The sequence below is a fragment of the Candidatus Galacturonatibacter soehngenii genome, from assembly GCF_008830185.1.
GTDB lineage: Bacteria > Bacillota > Clostridia > Lachnospirales > Lachnospiraceae > Lachnotalea > Lachnotalea soehngenii.
Map to the genome: position 1 here is coordinate 124,525 of NZ_WAGX01000004.1, position 18,063 is coordinate 142,587.

The 18,063-nt window shown below is 34.2% G+C and carries 13 protein-coding genes; 9 read left to right on the forward strand and 4 right to left on the reverse strand.

The features are described from left to right. Positions 1–20: 20 nt before the first annotated feature. A complete protein-coding gene (locus F7O84_RS03175; RefSeq protein ID WP_151141885.1) occupies positions 21–482 on the reverse strand; it encodes a hypothetical protein in 462 nt (153 codons plus the stop codon). A gap of 176 nt (positions 483–658) precedes the next feature. Between F7O84_RS03175 and F7O84_RS18915 the strand changes: the two genes are divergently transcribed. After that, on the forward strand, positions 659–811 hold the full coding sequence (locus F7O84_RS18915) for a hypothetical protein (protein ID WP_192451637.1): 153 nt from the start codon (positions 659–661) through the stop codon (positions 809–811). 187 nt (positions 812–998) lie between these two features. On the opposite strand, the gene F7O84_RS03180 is transcribed toward F7O84_RS18915, so the two are convergent. Beyond that, positions 999–1,217: a chorion class high-cysteine HCB protein 13 gene (locus F7O84_RS03180; protein ID WP_151141887.1), complete on the reverse strand. Its 219-nt coding sequence runs from the start codon at positions 1,215–1,217 to the stop codon at positions 999–1,001. A 103-nt stretch (positions 1,218–1,320) separates the two neighbouring features. On the opposite strand from F7O84_RS03180, the gene F7O84_RS03185 reads away from it, so the two are divergent. Continuing rightward, positions 1,321–2,058 carry a Sir2 family NAD-dependent protein deacetylase gene (locus F7O84_RS03185; protein WP_151141889.1) on the forward strand — a complete coding sequence of 246 codons (738 nt, stop codon included), beginning with the start codon at positions 1,321–1,323 and terminating at the stop codon, positions 2,056–2,058. Between the two features lie 52 nt (positions 2,059–2,110). Here F7O84_RS03185 and F7O84_RS03190 read toward each other — a convergent pair whose 3' ends face one another. Continuing rightward, positions 2,111–5,860, reverse strand: a complete 3,750-nt coding sequence (locus F7O84_RS03190) for a DUF5722 domain-containing protein (protein ID WP_151141891.1) — start codon at positions 5,858–5,860, stop codon at positions 2,111–2,113. Between the two features lie 296 nt (positions 5,861–6,156). Here F7O84_RS03190 and F7O84_RS03195 point away from each other — a divergent pair, with 296 nt between their 5' ends. The 3 genes from F7O84_RS03195 (at position 6,157) to F7O84_RS03205 (ending at position 12,372) form a co-directional block, all read left to right on the forward strand. Continuing rightward, the gene (locus F7O84_RS03195) at positions 6,157–7,638 is read left to right on the forward strand and encodes a cell wall hydrolase (RefSeq protein ID WP_151141893.1); all 1,482 of its coding nucleotides are present in this window, start codon (positions 6,157–6,159) and stop codon (positions 7,636–7,638) included. Positions 7,639–7,872: 234 nt separating this feature from the next. Further along, positions 7,873–11,415: a pyruvate:ferredoxin (flavodoxin) oxidoreductase gene (gene nifJ / locus F7O84_RS03200; protein WP_151143655.1), complete on the forward strand. Its 3,543-nt coding sequence runs from the start codon at positions 7,873–7,875 to the stop codon at positions 11,413–11,415. A gap of 240 nt (positions 11,416–11,655) precedes the next feature. Further along, complete coding sequence (locus F7O84_RS03205) at positions 11,656–12,372, forward strand: DUF4163 domain-containing protein (protein ID WP_151141895.1); 717 nt, start codon at positions 11,656–11,658, stop codon at positions 12,370–12,372. 147 nt (positions 12,373–12,519) lie between these two features. Here F7O84_RS03205 and F7O84_RS03210 read toward each other — a convergent pair whose 3' ends face one another. Further along, complete coding sequence (locus F7O84_RS03210; RefSeq protein WP_151141897.1) at positions 12,520–13,695, reverse strand: IS110 family RNA-guided transposase; 1,176 nt, start codon at positions 13,693–13,695, stop codon at positions 12,520–12,522. A 530-nt stretch (positions 13,696–14,225) separates the two neighbouring features. Here F7O84_RS03210 and F7O84_RS03215 point away from each other — a divergent pair. The 4 genes from F7O84_RS03215 to F7O84_RS03230 are packed head-to-tail and all read left to right on the forward strand — an operon-like array spanning position 14,226 to position 18,020. Next, the gene (locus F7O84_RS03215) at positions 14,226–15,662 is read left to right on the forward strand and encodes an acyl-CoA carboxylase subunit beta (RefSeq protein ID WP_151141900.1); all 1,437 of its coding nucleotides are present in this window, start codon (positions 14,226–14,228) and stop codon (positions 15,660–15,662) included. A 16-nt stretch (positions 15,663–15,678) separates the two neighbouring features. Continuing rightward, positions 15,679–16,401 carry an OadG family protein gene (locus tag F7O84_RS03220; RefSeq protein ID WP_192451638.1) on the forward strand — a complete coding sequence of 241 codons (723 nt, stop codon included), beginning with the start codon at positions 15,679–15,681 and terminating at the stop codon, positions 16,399–16,401. Positions 16,402–16,432: 31 nt separating this feature from the next. Continuing rightward, positions 16,433–16,834 carry a biotin/lipoyl-containing protein gene (locus F7O84_RS03225; protein WP_151141904.1) on the forward strand — a complete coding sequence of 134 codons (402 nt, stop codon included), beginning with the start codon at positions 16,433–16,435 and terminating at the stop codon, positions 16,832–16,834. A 34-nt stretch (positions 16,835–16,868) separates the two neighbouring features. Continuing rightward, positions 16,869–18,020 carry a sodium ion-translocating decarboxylase subunit beta gene (locus F7O84_RS03230; protein WP_151141906.1) on the forward strand — a complete coding sequence of 384 codons (1,152 nt, stop codon included), beginning with the start codon at positions 16,869–16,871 and terminating at the stop codon, positions 18,018–18,020. Positions 18,021–18,063: the final 43 nt, after the last annotated feature.

Here is an 18,063-nt window from a genome sequence, read left to right on the forward strand (position 1 = left end):
AATCTAGAGAATTTTGACTATTATGTATTTAACATAGATGAGTAAGTATCAAACATTTGTTGCTGTTCAGGTGATAACATACCTTTTATACTATCAAACATATTTGAAGAATTGTTTTGGGATTGAGAGTCTCCATCTCCAAACGTTTGATTGTAAGTGCGATACATTTCATATGCATTAAAAAAATTAATAAACATATTTACTGCTTCTTGTTCTCTTGCTGTGCATACAGCCTTTATATCATTTAGCATATCCATCATACTACCACCATTACCGCTCCCCTGTGCGGTAATACCGATATTGGTATTTGGCCTTCTGAATAAGGAAATTGTTTCTGCTAATTCAGAAGCTTTTACATATACGGAGATAACTCTTTGCTCCGAGTTATTAATATAGGGGATGGCAGCTTTTATAATTTCTAGGTGATGAGATTGGGTAGCTGCATCAAAAGCTGTCTTTGCTTTGATTTTTTCTTCCTCCATTTGTTGTCCCCCCCTTTTTTTATTTACTCTAGAAAATAATATTCATATTGAAGGAATAATATGACAAGAATGAGTTATGAAACATATATTATTATGTAGTTTTATTTCTAAAAAATTTCTTAGGCATGGTTGGTTGCAGTATTTTATCATGCTTCATAGGAAAGGAAAGGATTTTTATGGGCAATAAGATTATTATAGAAGATAATACAATTTATGAAATTGATGAAGAGTGTATAAAAAGAATGGAAAAACAAAAAATAGTAATGGAAGAAAGAAAAAATAGAGTTAGAACCAATACGAGCAATAGGAACAAGAATTGTAAAAATTAATTATTTTAGTGGAAAAAACGATGGAAAAAGTATATGCAATTTCTATTAGAAGCAATAACTTCCAAATCCGCCCCTTTGCTATCCCCACGTGGTTTTTATATAATAGGAGTTCTACGAACTTTCCTATTATATAAAAACAAAAAATGCATTCCAGAACGGAATGCATTTTTGTGAGAGAATATGGAGATTAGCAGAAAGAATTTCCGCAGCCATTGTTGCCTAATCCACCACAGCAGAAGAGTAAGATGATAATAAGGAAACAGCTATTATCGCCACATCCGTCATTACATCCGCCTCCACCAAAACCATTTCCACCGCAGAGACAAAGCAATAATATAATCCAAATAATTGAATTACATCCATTGTTGTTACTGCATCCGCAACCTGTTGCAGCTAAATCACTCATTTAATTTCCTCCAATAATTTGTTTACAGTTAATAATATGATACTATGTTTGTACTTGTTGACACTAAAATTTAAAAAATTAAAAAAATTATGGGAGATACTTCATGGCTTACGAAATGTTGGTAAATATGCTTAAAAGCACCAATCGCATTGTATGCTTATGCGGGCATGGGACTTATAAAGAGAATGGTTATGTTGATTTTAGGGATGATGACGAAGCCTATGAAATTGAAATGAGTTATGGATACTCACCCGAAGAATTGTATAGCTCCACCTTTTTTCATACAAGAACAAAACTTTTTTATCAATACTATAGGCATAAGGTGCTTCAACTTAACGTGAAGCCAAACCAATCGTTTGAAGCGTTAGCTCAACTAGAGCAAATGGGAAAATTAAAATGCACAATCACTCGAAGTGTACATCCAACGTTAGAAAGTGCAGGTTGTAAAAAAGTAGTAAATTTATTAGGAAGTGTAAGTGATAATACTTGCCCCAGATGTCATAAGCATTATTCGGTTGACTATATTGCAGGTACGTCAAAAGTTCCTTTATGCGAAACATGTAACGTCACCATACGGCCAGGTGTTACTTTGTTAGGTGAGATGGTATCAAATCATTCAATTACGGAAGCAGCATGGGCTATTACAAATGCAGAAGTTTTGCTGGTGATAGGCTGTAATTTGAATGTTTTTTTAGCGGAAAAACTATTGCAGTATTATAGCGGTAATCGATTGGTTTTGATAAATGAAGAAGAGCATTATACGGATCGATTAGCAGATTTTGTAATTCACAAAAAAGTAGTAGAAGTTTTGCCTGCTGTAACGAATCAATTATTTGTGTAATATTATAAATGAAATGATGCAAAAGCAATGCTTTTGCATCATTTTAAAAATGTTAGTTTACGTTTGGCATGGATTTGAATTTATTTGCTTTATAGCCTGGAACAATTTTTTTCCAATTCTTGGCGCCAATAATTTTTAAGGCGAATTTTGTAACGCTTGTTGAACTTGGTGTGTCCATATATTTAAAAACTTTCCAAGCATATTTTTTCTGATATGCCTCTTCAATGTGGCCAGGTCTATTAGACCACAATCCAAGATTTAGTCCATCCTTTGTTTCTGCTATGTTATCTACATGACGAGACAATATGAGTGAATCAATCATAGAATTAAATTCTGTCAGATAATATGCATAAGCAATTGCTGCGGCTTGTGTTTTCTCACCATACGGAGAAGCAGAAGTAAACCCTTGTTCCGATAAAATAATCCTTGTCTTTTTTCCATAATGCTTTTTAATATATTTTGTTAATACAGAAATATTACTTATGGATATTACAGGTGAATTATCATTGTTTTGAGATTGACCATTTGCATTTTTCCAAAAACGTGGCTCGGTAAGCGGAGATGGATAAGCATGATAAGCTAAGTTCCAGCTAATTTTACCAGTTTCTTTTATGTATGAATCAAACTTTTCTAAAAATTCTTTTCCACCAAAGGTAGCAGAGTTACTTATTGTCCAGCATTGATCTAGTGGTACATATAGTCTGGCGTTACTGTAGACGCTTTTGATTGCGTTATATGCAAGTCGAAAAGAGTCTGCATAAAGCTGTGTATATTTTGATAAGGATTTTGTACCAGCATAATTCCATGCGTCAAAGCTATTGACTTCATTTCCAATAATCCAATTAACGACTTTACCATTTTGAGCGCCGCTCGCATAACGCTCTGCCAAAAATGAAAAAGTAGCTTCTAGTTGATTTCTTGCATTTTTACTTGAGGTATTAAAGTTATAATAATTATGCCCTGGTTCTCTGCCAGAGGGTGTGATTAGATAAGTCAAATCATCTCGCCATCCTAAAAGAACTATTGCACTCACAACCATATCTTGATTTTCTAAATTTCGAAACAAAGAGTCATACGCAGCAATCATACCTTTTCGAAACCAATAGGTCTCTCCGTTATATTCGTAATCCACACTAGAACGATAATTGGTCTCACCTGGTGCAGCAATAATAAGATTAAGTGGGATATTATAAGCCACATGCTTTATGCCTAAGTCCTTTGCATCATTTAACATACCTGCATTAATTTGTAGCCCCTTTTTACTGGAGGCAGTAGGAAAGGAATATGTAAAATCAGCTATTTTTTGTGGATTTGTAATAAACTTTGCTTTACTTACGATTTTATATCCTGATTTTACTTTAATAGCAACAACAAATTTTGAATGTAGTAGGCTTTGCGATGTATTTAGGTTTAAAGCGGTATTAAATTTAAAAGATGTAGTTTTAATCATAGATGCCAAAGGTTTAGAGTTTTTTGCAATCCCCTTTTTGTAAGAGGGAAGTGCAAATAAATAATAATAGTTGTCACTGCTTTTTATAATGTTTTTCGTCTTTGCCTCCACTACAATTGTATCTTTTGAGCTGAGTTTACAACTTTTAATGGTAGCAGAAGTGCTGGTCGGTTTTTCTTCCGTCAGCCCTTTTTTTATGGACAGTTTCTTAATTTTACTATAGCTACTGTATACTTTTTGCCCGATTGAATCGTAAGAATAGGATCTTACTCTCACATAATAAGTTTTGCCTTTTATGAGGTTTTTTACAGTGATTGAACTTTTAACAGTATCAACAATGATAGCATTTTTCTTTGCATTTTTATTAGTACTGTAGGACACTTCATAGCCATCCACATTTTTTTGTGTCTTAATCGTAATTTTCATCTTAGACTTAGAACTATTTTTTAAACTTTTTATTGTTGGCTTTTTCGGTGTAACCTTTTCCCATTGTGCAGTTAATGTAATATCTTTTGTAACTTGTGTTTGAAAGTCATAAGGTGTATCTTGATTGTACCATCCCTTGAATAGGTATCCTGCTTTCACTGGTTCAGGCGGAATGGTAGCAATTCCTTGAGAAGGGACAGATTGTGTTGCAATGCTACTTGCTCCGTTACTGTTAAACGCTACGGTATAAGTCACTGCTGGGCTAGAACTTGATACAGCAGGAACCTCCTTGGTAGCTGCATTTTGTTGAGGCTGTGATGGCGGTTGTGTATCAGGAACAGTTTCAGTATTAGTATCTAAAGAGGGTTCTTCAGATAAAGTAGGGGCAGTTTCTTTTAGCTCTTCTTCCTTTGGAATAACCTTTAGTGTAAGAGTAATAGAACTAAACGTTTCATTTGGTGAATGCGTTAAGTATTCATAAGTAACATTGGTTTCATCATTTAATTCCTCTAATAATAAGCGAAAATCAGGAGTTAATGTACCTGACGACCAATTGCGGGTGTAACTAAAGTCAAAATCTGTAAGTGAAGATAAATTAAGCGCCCCGTTTGTCGCTGTTGCTTCGTGGATGTTACTTTCAATGTCTAAGATTTCAAGTGAAGAACATCCGCTTAAATCGAGTGAATAAAGTTGGTTGTTGCTACAATAAAGTGTATTAAGTTGCTTTAAGGATTCCACTGAAAGCTTGGTGAGTTCATTGTTGATGCATGAAACATTTCTTAGGTTTACTAGAAGGTTTAAATCTGCAAAAGTGATTGCATTGTCATCAAAATTTAATGATACCAAATTACTAAAATGCTCGATACCTGTAAGTGATGAAATATTTAACTTAGGAATGTAGAGATAGGTAATATTTTTTATCTCATCACCAGATAAAGACAAATCATGGTCTAAATCATAAGTGTCACTTAGATGATTTCGAAGTGCAGTGTCTGGAAAATTAGCTTCGTTTATTTCAATGTCTGATTGTGTGGTAGCATCAATTACCAAAGAACCATTAAAAAATACATCTTCTAGCAACGGAGCATTTACTTTATAACGGTAGGTAACAAGCATTGAATCTGAATCTGGTGAAACCGTTAATTGCTTGTCTGTTATGGTAGCATTTTCCGACCAGTCAAATGACTGCGAGATACGAAAGTCTTTCAATGAGGATAAATCAAAAGCATTTTGTTCATCAAGAGAGATTACAGTTGCATTATTGCTCGCTTCCAAAAAGCTTAAGGAAGAACAATTACTTAAATCAATATTTGTCAAATAATTATGTGAACAGTCTAGTGTGGTCAGACTCGTAAGAGTATCAACTGCTAATGCACTTAATTTGTTGCCATTACAGTATAAATAAAGAAGATTCGTAAAATACTCAATTCCTGTTAAATCATAGATTCCCTTATAAGAAACATCTATGCTATCTACCTTTGCAATTTCTTCAACTGATAAATTGCAATCTTTATCCAAATCAAAGTTTTGATAGACATAATCGCGAAAAATATCATCGGGGAATGTTTCTTTTGTAAGTGCTAGCAGGGTGCTAGTTTTAGCATCGGTATCTTTATCGTCGATTTTAGGTATCTCATTATTGGTTGAGCGTTCATCATTGGTTGAGATCTCTTCATCTGTTAAGGATAAAGTATCATCACTTTTGGAGTCCGGAGTATGGGGAACCTCATTTGTATCGTCCGCCTCTTGTGTTGAGTCAGTAGCATCATTTTCTTTTGTGGCATCCTCCATAATGGATTCATTTGCCGTCTCAGTGGCATGAACGAGTGTCATATCAGGAAAAATTACTGACTCTGTTAAGATACAAATCAGTAATAAAAAAGGTAATCGTTTTTTATGGAATGATTTAGAAAAAAAACCTCTCATAATATATAATCCTCCTAGTTATCTTAGTGTATTAGTTGAGATTGCGCTTTTAATAAAAGAATCACAGATTTTAATTATAATAGGTTCTATCAATATTTTCCATTGTTTCATAGATATTAATAAAAAAGAAATAAAATTGTAAAAAAATATTTGTTATGGATACTGTAAAATGGTTAATAGTGGAATATAGCATGTATGGTTGAATTCTATTTATAGATATATTATAGTAAGAATATAGAATTATAAATTAAAGCTTAATTCTGCAAATTAAGGAGGAAAATTAAAGGAGGAAAGTGATGAAAAAAGTACTGAAGATGTTTATGCTGTTGATGTGTTCTTTGGTCATTTTTACAGCAATACCAGTGCAAGCAAATGATGATACACCAACAGAGCAGACACAAGAAAACGCGGTATGGAAAACAAAGAAGGGGAAAACATACTACTACGTAGATGGTGTGAAGCAAAAAGGCTGGCAAGTCATTGAGGGAAACAAATATTACTTCGATAAAAAAGGAGTAATGCAAACAGGTTGGCAAACAATCAATAATAAGAAATATTATTTTGATAAATCTGGTGTAATGCAGTCTGGATTTACAGTGATTAAAAAGAAAACCTATTACTTTGATAAAAAAGGGGTTATGCGAACCGGGTTCGTTACAATTGATTCAAAAAAATACTATTTTGATGGTAAAGGTGTAATGAAAACGGGATTCAATACAATTAAGAATAAAAAGTATTATTTTGATAAAGATGGTGCGATGCAGACTGGCTTTCAAGTAATTAAAAAGAAGACCTATTACTTTAATAAAAAGGGTGTCATGCAAACCGGATTGACTAAAGTTGGATCAAAGAAGTACTATTTTGATAAAAAGGGCCGAATGAAGACTGGTTTTCTTACTATAAAAGGTAAAAAATATTATTTTAATAGTACGGGCGCCATGCAAAAAGGCTTCCAAGTAGTAAAGAATAAAACATACTACTTTAACAAAAAAGGTGTCATGCAAACTGGCTTTACTAAAGTTGGATCAAAGAAGTACTATTTTGATAAAAAGGGCCGAATGAAAACTGGCTGGGCAACCATTAGCAAAAGCAGATATTATTTTGATTCAAATGGTGTAATGGCCACTGGATGGCAAACTATAGGTGGACTTAAATATTATTTTGCATCAAGTGGAAAGATGTATAAGAATACCACCAAAAAAATTGGCGGTACATATTATACCTTTGATAGCAAAGGTGTATGTCTAAATGATTCTTACCTAGTGGTAAACGGTGTAAAAGTACATGCACAATATAAAACAGATCCACAGGTAAGTACAGAACAGTTATTGGCAACTATTATTTACTGTGAATCAGGGAATCAAAAGCAATATCCAGTTACTGGAACCGTTAATGGTAAAAATGTTACGGTATACAAGGGACAATTAGGTGTTGGATATGTAATTGCAAATCGATTAAAGAGTAACATGAGTTATAAAGAGGTAATCTATCAATTGAATCAGTTTGAGCCAGCAAGAACTGGGGTACTGACAAAATATCTTAAAAATTATAATTTAGTGTCAGCAGAATGTAAGAATGCTGCAAAAATTATTTTAAATGATGTAAGTAAAAATGAGAACAGCGTACCAGGGTTTAAACGTTCTGACTTCATATGGAAGAATTTTTGGGCGTTATCCTATGCACAAAAAACAAATTTCTTTAATGTTTATGATAGTTCTGAATATGAAATATTACAAGGACACGTATTCTTTAATTATACGAAAGTAATTTCAAAATAATTGGTAATCAGGTGTTCGAATCGAAAATGAAATATTATATTCTACATAAAAAAACAGGAGCAGAAAAGCTTAAATAGGGCTTTTCTGTTCTTTTATTAGTACAATTTTAATAAAAATGAAAAATTTTGTGTGAAATTGGCATTATTCGTAAATACTATAGTAAAATTACTTTACAATACTTGGGTTTGGGTATAAAATTGTAAATGTAGTGACTATATACAAGGAGGATTCATGATGAACAGAAAAATGAAAACAATGGACGGAAATACAGCCGCAGCTCATGTAGCGTATGCTTACTCTGATGTTGCAGCAATCTATCCAATTACACCGTCTTCTACCATGGCCGAGTTAGTAGACCGCTGGTCTAATGATGGTTTAAAGAATATTTTCGGTGAAGAAGTTTTAGTACAAGAGATGCAATCTGAGGCTGGAGCAGCAGGTGCAATCCACGGCTCATTGGCAGCAGGTGCTTTAACCACAACCTTTACTGCTTCTCAAGGGTTATTGTTAATGATTCCTAATATGTACAAAATTGCCGGAGAATTACTTCCATGTGTTATCAACGTATCAGCAAGAGCATTAGCAACGCATGCTTTATCTATCTTTGGAGATCATTCCGATGTATATGCATGTAGACAAACAGGATTTGCAATGCTTGCATGCTCCAGTGTTCAAGAAACAATGGATTTAAGTCCTATTTCTTATTGTGCTGCATTAAAGGGTAAAGTTCCATTTTTAAATTTCTTTGATGGATTTAGAACTTCACATGAGTTACAAAAAATAGGAGTGTGGGATTACAAAGATTTAGCTGAAATGGTTGATCAAGATGCAATTGATGCATTTAGAGCAAATGCACTAAATCCAAATCACCCAGTTCACAGAGGATCCGCACAAAATCCTGATATTTTCTTCCAGGCAAAGGAAGCTTCCAATGAGTATTATAATAGACTTCCTGCAGTTGTAGAAGAATATATGGCTAAAGTAAATGCAAAACTTGGTACAGACTATGGTTTGTTCAATTACTATGGAGCAAAAGATGCTGAGCACGTAATTGTAGCAATGGGATCTGTTTGCGAAACAATTGAAGAGACAATTGATGCTTTAGTGGCAGCAGGAGAAAAAGTTGGTGTGATTAAGGTAAGACTTTACAGACCTTTCAGTACAGAACACTTCCTTGCAGCAATTCCAGATACAGTAAAACAAATCAGTGTTTTAGATAGAACAAAAGAACCAGGAGCAATTGGAGAGCCTTTATATTTAGATGTTGTTGCTGCGTTAAAGAACACAAAATTCAAAGATACTCCTGTTTTCAAAGGAAGATATGGATTAGGTTCAAAAGATACTACTCCTGCACAGATTAAAGCAGTTTATGATAACAAAGCAAAAGAAAGCTTTACAATCGGTATTATTGATGATGTAACAAATCTATCATTAGATGTAGATAATAGCTTTGATTCATCTAGTGATAAAATTAAGAGCTGTAAATTCTGGGGATTAGGTTCTGATGGTACCGTTGGAGCAAACAAAAACTCAATTAAGATTATCGGTGATAATACAGATCAATATGCACAGGCATATTTTGATTATGACTCAAAGAAATCAGGTGGTGTAACTGTATCTCACTTAAGATTTGGTACAGAACCAATTCGTTCTACTTATTTAGTAAGTAAAGCAAATTTTGTAGCTTGTCATAATCCTTCCTATATCCATAAATTCAACATGGTTGAAGATTTAAAGGATGGTGGAACATTCTTATTAAATTGTAGCTGGACTCCAGAAGAATTAGAGAATGAATTACCAGCTCGTACTAAGAGATATTTGGCAAAACATAATATTAATTTCTATACAATTGATGGTATAAAGATTGGTAAAGAAATTGGTCTTGGAGGACGTATTAATACAGTACTTCAATCTGCATTCTTTAAATTAGCGCACATTATTCCAGTTGAAGATGCAATTGGATATATGAAAGCAGCAGCTAAGTATTCCTATGGTAAAAAGGGTGATGCTATCGTTAATATGAATTATCAGGCAATTGAACGTGGAGCAGAGGAAGTGGTTAAGATTGACATTCCTGCGTCATGGGCTGATGCAAGTGATTCAAATGATAACACTAATAACTTAGAAGGAAGAAAAGAAGTAGTTGATTTCGTAAATACAATTCAAAAGAAAGTAAATGCAGTGGATGGTAATTCACTTCCTGTTTCTGCATTTGTTGATTACGTAGATGGTACAACTCCATCTGGAACTTCTGCTTATGAAAAACGTGGTATAGCAATTGATGTACCTACTTGGATTCCAGAAAACTGTATTCAATGTAACTTCTGCTCTTATGTGTGTCCTCATGCAGTAATTAGACCTGCAGTTATGACAGATGAGGAATATGCGAATGCGCCAGAAGGAATGAAGTCATTACCAATGACAGGACTTGATAAATTTAAGTTTGCTATCACTGTTTCAGCACTTGATTGTACAGGATGTGGCTCTTGTGCAAATGTATGTCCTGGTAAGAAGGGTGAAAAAGCATTAGTAATGAAACCATTAGAAACTCAGCTTCATGAGCAAGAAGTTGCTAGCTATGCAGTGAAATTAGAAGAAAAACAAGAAGTTCTTGAAAAATTCAAACCTACTACTGTAAAAGGTAGCCAGTTCAAACAGCCATTACTTGAGTTCTCAGGAGCTTGTGCAGGATGTGGAGAAACACCATATGCTAAGTTAGTTACTCAGTTATTTGGAGATAGAATGTACATTGCAAATGCAACAGGATGTTCTTCTATCTGGGGTAACTCTTCACCATCTACTCCTTACACAGTGAATAAAGCAGGATGTGGTCCAGCTTGGTCAAACTCTTTGTTTGAAGATAATGCTGAGTTTGGTTATGGTATGAAGTTAGCACAATTAGCTTTAAGAAAGAGCATTAAGAGTAAAATTGAAGCGTTGGCAGCAGAGTCAAAAGATTCTGCAGTAGTAGAAGCTTGTAAAGCGTATGTGGATACATTTGAGTCAGGGGTTGAAAATGCAATTGCATCTGCAAACCTAATCAATGTATTAGCAAAAGATGGAAGCGATGCTGCAAAAGAAATCTTATCAAAGAAAGACTTTATCTCTAAAAAATCTCAATGGATTTTTGGTGGAGACGGTTGGGCTTATGATATCGGATTTGGTGGCTTAGATCACGTAATTGCAAGTGGACAAGATGTAAATATCTTAGTATTTGATACAGAAGTTTATTCTAATACAGGTGGACAATCTTCAAAAGCAACTCCACTTGGTGCTGTTGCACAATTTGCTGCAGGTGGTAAAGGTGTTAGAAAGAAAGACCTTGCACAGATTGCTATGAGCTATGGTTATGTATATGTAGCACAAGTATCACAAGGAGCAGATATGAATCAATGTATCAAGGCAATGACTGAGGCAGAAAGCTACAATGGTCCATCTATTGTTATAGCTTATGCACCATGTATTAACCACGGAATTAAAGGTGGTATGACTGGAGCGCAAACAGAAGAAAAGAAAGCGGTTACTTCAGGATATTGGAATCTTTTCAGATTTGATCCAAGATTAAAAGAAGAAGGAAAGAATCCATTTATGTTAGATAGTAAAGCTCCATCAACAAGTTATCAGGAATTCTTAACAAATGAAGTTCGTTATAGTTCCTTGCTAAAACAAAATCCAGAGAGAGCTCAGAAGCTATTTGATCAAGCTGAAAAACAAGCAGCGGAGAAATTTACACATTTAACTAAATTAGTAAAGCTTTATGATAATACAGAAGAATAATACTAGTAACAGACTTCTGTAAAAATATAAAAAGGCCACCATCTTTTGGTGGTCTTTTTTTGATGGAAATATTATATGTCGTGTGATATAATTAACGAAGATTTTAATTATACTTAATTGACATGTCAATGATTTAATTGAAATAGATAATAAAGATGGTATTCATACCGTCTTGAAATTATTTGGCTTTGATGGAATAGCAAATGCTTTTTTAAGTGCAACAAAATGAGGGAAGAATGAATGAATAAAAAGATAAAAAAAATATCGTGTATTATATTGGTATTAATATTGCTTGTAGGATGCCAAAATAAAGAATCGTTACAAGATACGGCAGAAGCTTTTGTCGAGATAAAAGAAGATAGTGCGAATGTTGAGGCAGTATCAATTGAAAAAGATAAAATAAAAATTAAATATCCCAAACTAATCGGTTTTGAAAATGAAAAAATAGAGGCTAAATGGAATAAAATAATCGAAGAGCGAATCTTAAAAGACTTAGAATTACTGAAAGAAACAGATGTATATAATTTAGATTATGAGGTGGCGACAAACACAAAAGAAGAGCTATCACTAAAACTGGTTGGAAGTTGCTATTATGATGGAGCAGCACAACCTTATCATTTTATTTATACATATAATATTTCATTAGAAACGGGAGAAAGTATACGTTTAAGCGATCAAAGAGATATTACAAAGTTAGCTGAGATGATTTATAACAAGCAAGGCTTTCAAATGGAATCCGATATTGATGTCGATGAAGAATTTATGAAATATATTTATAGCACCTTTGAAAATGAGGAATTCTTAGCAGAGATGTTAATTAATTTTGATTATGATGAAGAGACACAACAAGAATATGGTTATTCTTTTTTTGAACATAATCAATTACATTTGTGTATAGAAGTACCGCATGATTTGGGTGACTATGTAATTTTAGCGTTAGATGAAGAAGAAAAATAGAAAGACTAACTATTAAAAGTCAAGTCTAAAATGATATTTTTTTGAATGAATTGCGGATATGCATTTCATATATTTGAACATTGAAAACTGCATGACAAATAGAGCATCTTAACAGGTGCTCAATAAGGAGACATTTTTATTAAAAACTTAAGCTGCTTTGATGTAGGATTGTCCGGATTTTTCTAACCGGTAAATTACTCTGACGAGTTTTTTAGCAGCATGTGATATTGCAACATAATAATGCTTACCTTCAGAGCGTTTTTTGGCAAGGTAAGCTGAAAAGGTTGGATCCCAATGACACACAAATATAGTTGCGTTAAATAGAGCGTATCGTAGATATTTGGAACCCCGTTTTTCCATGCGTGCATAGGAAGAATCTAGTTGACCGGATTGATAAGTAGATGGTGATAAACCTGCATAAGCGAGTATCTTATCAGGAGAATCAAAATAAGAAAAATCACCGATTTCAGCAATAATCATGGAACCCATACGGTAGTTGATACCTGGAATGCTTAGAATTGGTGAATTGATATTGTCCATGATAGATTTGATTTGGGATTCAATTTCATTGATTTCAGAATTTAGTTCCTTAATCAGTCTGATGGTATGCTTTAGTTCCAGAGATTTGGCAGGCATATGAGAACCAATGGATGTCCTTGCTGCTTCTCTGAAAAGATTAGCAGTATCTTTTCCATAGTGACCTTTAGAAGAAACAGAAAGTAGATTTGTCAGCCTAGTCAAATGAGCTGATGAAATATCAGATGCACTTGGAAACTCAGATAATAAAGCATAAACAGATGCCATATGGAGTGTTGGCACATGTTTCTCCAGTTCTGGAAAAAGAATTGTAACAAGACGGGAAATGGAGGTTTTTAACTTGGCACGTTCCTTAACTTTATCAAAACGATAGCGAGTTAGTGACTTCAATTCTTCATTATGGTAAGATGTGTCTGAGTAGGACTTTAAGTTCACATCAGACATAAGCATTGTAGCAATCGTATGGGCATCAACTTTATCCGTTTTCGTCTTTCTAAGGCTTAGACTTTTTCTGTAAAGGTTGGTATGTAACGGGTTGATAACAAAGGTGGTCAGACCTTTATCAAGAAGATATCCCAAGATGTTATAACTGTAGTGTCCTGTGGCTTCAAGTCCTACTTTTACTTCGGTTAAATCATCTGTAACGGATATGATTTTCTGATAGAGTTCATCAAAACCATCTCGGTTGTTTGGAAAGGTAAATGCTTTAAAGAGCACTTCACCATCTGAGTTAGTGATAAAGCAATCATGCTTATCCTTTGCAATATCAATTCCTGCGTATATCATAGCAATTCTCCTTTGAAATGTATTTGATACTGTTTGGAACCACGGATACTCCTTGCGATTGTATTCTCGTTCTAAATAAACCGTCATGCGGTATCTAACTGATTAACAAATATACAAAGAGATTGTGGTTGGAGTCTTTCTGTAACCATCAAGTGGTAGAAGGTGAGCACCAATCCACAGTATCTCCATTAGTATAGCATACAGTCCTTGGAGAGGGACTATAAACACTACTACTATATAATACGAGAAGGTACTTTAAAGATTGGAACTTTTGTGTTTCGGTCTTTTTTATTACAAATAGGAAGGTGAGTTAGGCATCCTGTTTGTAAAAATTGTATGTCAAGATAAAATTTTTCATTTGTGCAACATTATATAAAATGAGAATAAATATTGTTACAATTTAACAATATTTAGAAAATATTAGTCGAAATATTATCAAACTATTGAAATTTAAAGAGAAAAGGGATAAAATTATAATTGGCAGAAAATTGGTTTTACTTTAAGAATATAGAAAATTGGAGGGCTAAAGAATGAGCGGTACAGCACAAAACTCAGCAATGTTAAGAATCCAATCTTTACTTGATGAGAATAGTTTTGTTGAAATTGGTGGAATGATTACAGCCAGAGCGACCGATTTTAATTTACAGCAAAAAAAGACCCCTGCAGATGGAGTAATTACTGGCTATGGTGTAATTGATGGAAATCTTGTATACATATATAGTCAAGATGCATCGGTTCTTAACGGGTCGATAGGTGAAATGCATGCTAAGAAAATAGTTAGAATATATGAGATGGCTATGAAAATGGGTGCTCCAGTTATTGGGTTGATTGATTGTGCGGGTTTAAGACTTCAAGAAGCAACAGATGCATTAAATGGTTTTGGAGAGATTTATTTAAAACAGTCTTTGGCGTCAGGAGTGATTCCACAGATTACTGCAATAATGGGAAACTGTGGAGGCGGTGTGGCGATTATGCCAACTTTAACTGATTTTACTTTTATGGAAGAAAGTAAGGCTAAATTATTCGTTAATTCCCCGAATTCGTTAGAAGGAAACATACAAGATAAATTCAATACTTCCTCGGCAAAATTCCAAAGTGAAGAAAGTGGTATTGTTGATTTTATCGGCTCAGAAAGCGAGATTTTTGAACAAATCAGACAGCTCATAAAAGTATTACCGGCAAGTAACAAGGATACTTTACAATATGAAGAGTGTACGGATGATTTAAATCGTGTGTGTCAAGAACTTGAAAATTGTATCGGTGATACGTCTATATTAATCTCTAATATAGCTGATGATAATGTATTTATTGAAGTGAAGTCTAATATTGACAAGTCAATGATAACAGGGTTTATTCGATTAAATGGAGTTACCATTGGTTGTTTGGCAAATCGTACACAAGTGTTTGCCTTGGATGGAACAATCGATAAAGAATTTGACTCAGTGTTAAGTCCGAGTGGATGTGAAAAAGCAGCAAAGTTTGTAAATTTTTGTGATGCTTTCAATATTCCAATTCTTTCCTTTACCAATGTAACAGGCTACGATGCTTCCATAGCTTCTGAAAAAAGTATTGCCAAAGCAGTTGCAAAATTAACTTATTCTTTTGCAAATGCAAACGTTCCGAAAGTAAATGTTATAATTGGAAAAGCGTTTGGTAGCGCCTATATTACCATGAATAGTAAAGCGATTGGTGCGGATATTGTATATGCATGGCCTTCAGCTGAAATAGGAATGATGGATGCTAAATTGGCAGCTAAAATCATGTACGCAGATGAAAATGTTATTGTAATGAATGAAAAAGCAAGCGAATATAGAGAGCTTCAGTCTAGTGCATTATCGGCAGCTAAAAGAGGTTATGTAGATAGCATCATTGAAGCAAAGGATACAAGAAAGTATGTGATAGGAGCCTTTGAAATGCTATTCACGAAGAAAGAGGATCGTCCGAATAAAAAGCACGGTACGGTTTGATGAGGTGATGCTTAATATGAAAAAAATAATAACAATATTATGTTTATTTACCCTTGTTTTTTCTACGTTATTGTACACCAGTGCAAATTCTGAAACAAAAAGCTATAATGGTTATACTGCAGAAGATCTAAAATCCAATTCAGAAAGTTTGTATACAAGCTTATCAAGTTTTACAGAGGAAGAGATTGAACAATATATTAAAAGTGCAGATACCATTACTTCGCAAGCGGTTCAGTCATGGGCTGATGTCAAAGATGAAATTGGAGAATTTGTTGCATTTGGAGATTTTGCAGTCGAAGAGAGTGAAAATGTAATCACAACAAAATTATTGATTGATTATACCCAAAAAGATATTACGTTAACTGTAGTATTTGATGAAAATTTGACCGTACTTAGTATTTTGATGGAGAAAGAAAATTCTTTGATTGAGAAAATGAGTAAAGCCGGATTAAATACCCTAATGGGAATGGGGACTGTTTTTGCAATATTAATTTTTATTACATTTTTAATTTCTTTGTTCAAATACATTCGAATATGGGAAGAACGAGGAAAGAGTAAAAATGAGAATTTAAAAATAGAAGTGGAAAAAACACAACCCGCAGTGAAGGAAGAAGTATTAAATGAAGAGGTGGATGATTTAGAACTGGTCGCAGTTATTGCAGCAGCCATTGCATCGGCAACCAATACCTCTGTTGATGGCTTTGTAGTTAGATCCATTAAAAGAAGAGATAAAAAATGATGGTTATACTAGTAAATAGGAGGATACAAGAATGAAAAATTATACAATTACGGTTAACGGAAATGTTTATGATGTAACAGTGGAGGAAGTAACAAAGCATGAAGGAGCAAATATAGCTGGGAAGCCAGCTGCTTTGGGTGTACCAAAAGTTCCTACGATAACACCACATCAAACTACATCATCAACCAAACCTTCGATTCCATCTGTTGGACAAAAGGGAGCAATTATTGTTGAAGCTGGAGCGGCAGGAAAGGTATTTAGAGTAGAAGCAAGTGTTGGTCAATCGGTTAAGAAAGGGGATACTATCGTTGTAATTGAAGCTATGAAGATGGAAATTCCTGTAGTTGCCCCAGAAGATGGCACTGTTGCTAGTATAGACGTAGCGGTTGGAGATGCAATTGAAGCAGGTAAAACATTAGCAACGTTAAACTAGAAAAAATAGTTAATTCTAATGGGAGGTTAAAAGGATGGAATACGTGATAGACACGATGAGTAACCTGCTTCATCAAACAGCTTTTTTTAATTTAAAATGGGGAAACTTTTTGATGATAGTAGTTGCATGTGTTTTTTTGTATTTGGCAATTCGCAAAGAGTATGAGCCATTATTATTGGTTCCGATTGCGTTTGGTATGTTATTAGTTAATTTATATCCAGATATTATGTTATCTATAGAAGATTCTTCAAATGGAGTAGGTGGGTTATTACATTATTTTTATTTGTTAGATGAATGGGCAATTCTACCACCGTTAATCTTTTTAGGAGTAGGGTGTATGACTGATTTTGGACCTCTCATCGCAAATCCTAGTAGTTTTTTGTTAGGAGCAGCCGCTCAATTAGGAATATTTATGGCTTATTTGATAGCCATATTATTAGGATTTAGTGATAAGGCAGCAGCAGCCATATCAATTATCGGCGGGGCAGATGGTCCTACTTCAATCTTTCTTGCTGGAAAATTAGGACAAAGTGCTTTGATGGGACCAATTGCAGTAGCAGCTTATTCTTATATGTCTTTGGTACCTATTATACAACCACCAATTATGAAGCTATTAACCACTGAGGATGAAAGAAAAATAAAAATGGCACAATTAAGGCATGTATCTAAGCTAGAAAGAATCTTATTTCCTATTGTTGTTACAATAGTAGTTGTAATAATTCTTCCATCTACGGCGCCTCTTGTAGGTATGTTAATGCTTGGCAATTTATTTAAAGAGTCTGGTGTGGTGAGGCAGTTAGTGGAAACTGCATCGAATACGATGATGTATATTGTAGTTATCTTACTAGGAACATCAGTGGGAGCAACTACGAGTGCGGAGGCATTTCTAAATTTAAACACGTTGAAAATAGTTGTTTTAGGTTTGTTTGCGTTTGCTTTTGGTACTGCAGGAGGAGTAATATTTGGTAAAATAATGTGCAAAGTATCCGGAGGAAAGATAAATCCATTAATTGGTTCTGCAGGGGTTTCAGCTGTACCAATGGCTGCTAGAGTATCACAAAAGGTAGGGGCAGAGGCTGACCCAACGAACTTTTTATTAATGCATGCAATGGGACCAAATGTTGCTGGAGTTATTGGTACGGCAGTAGCGGCTGGAACATTTATGGCGATTTTCGGAGTTTTTTAATAGAGAGTGGATTTACCTTATCTAGTTCATTCGTACAAATTAC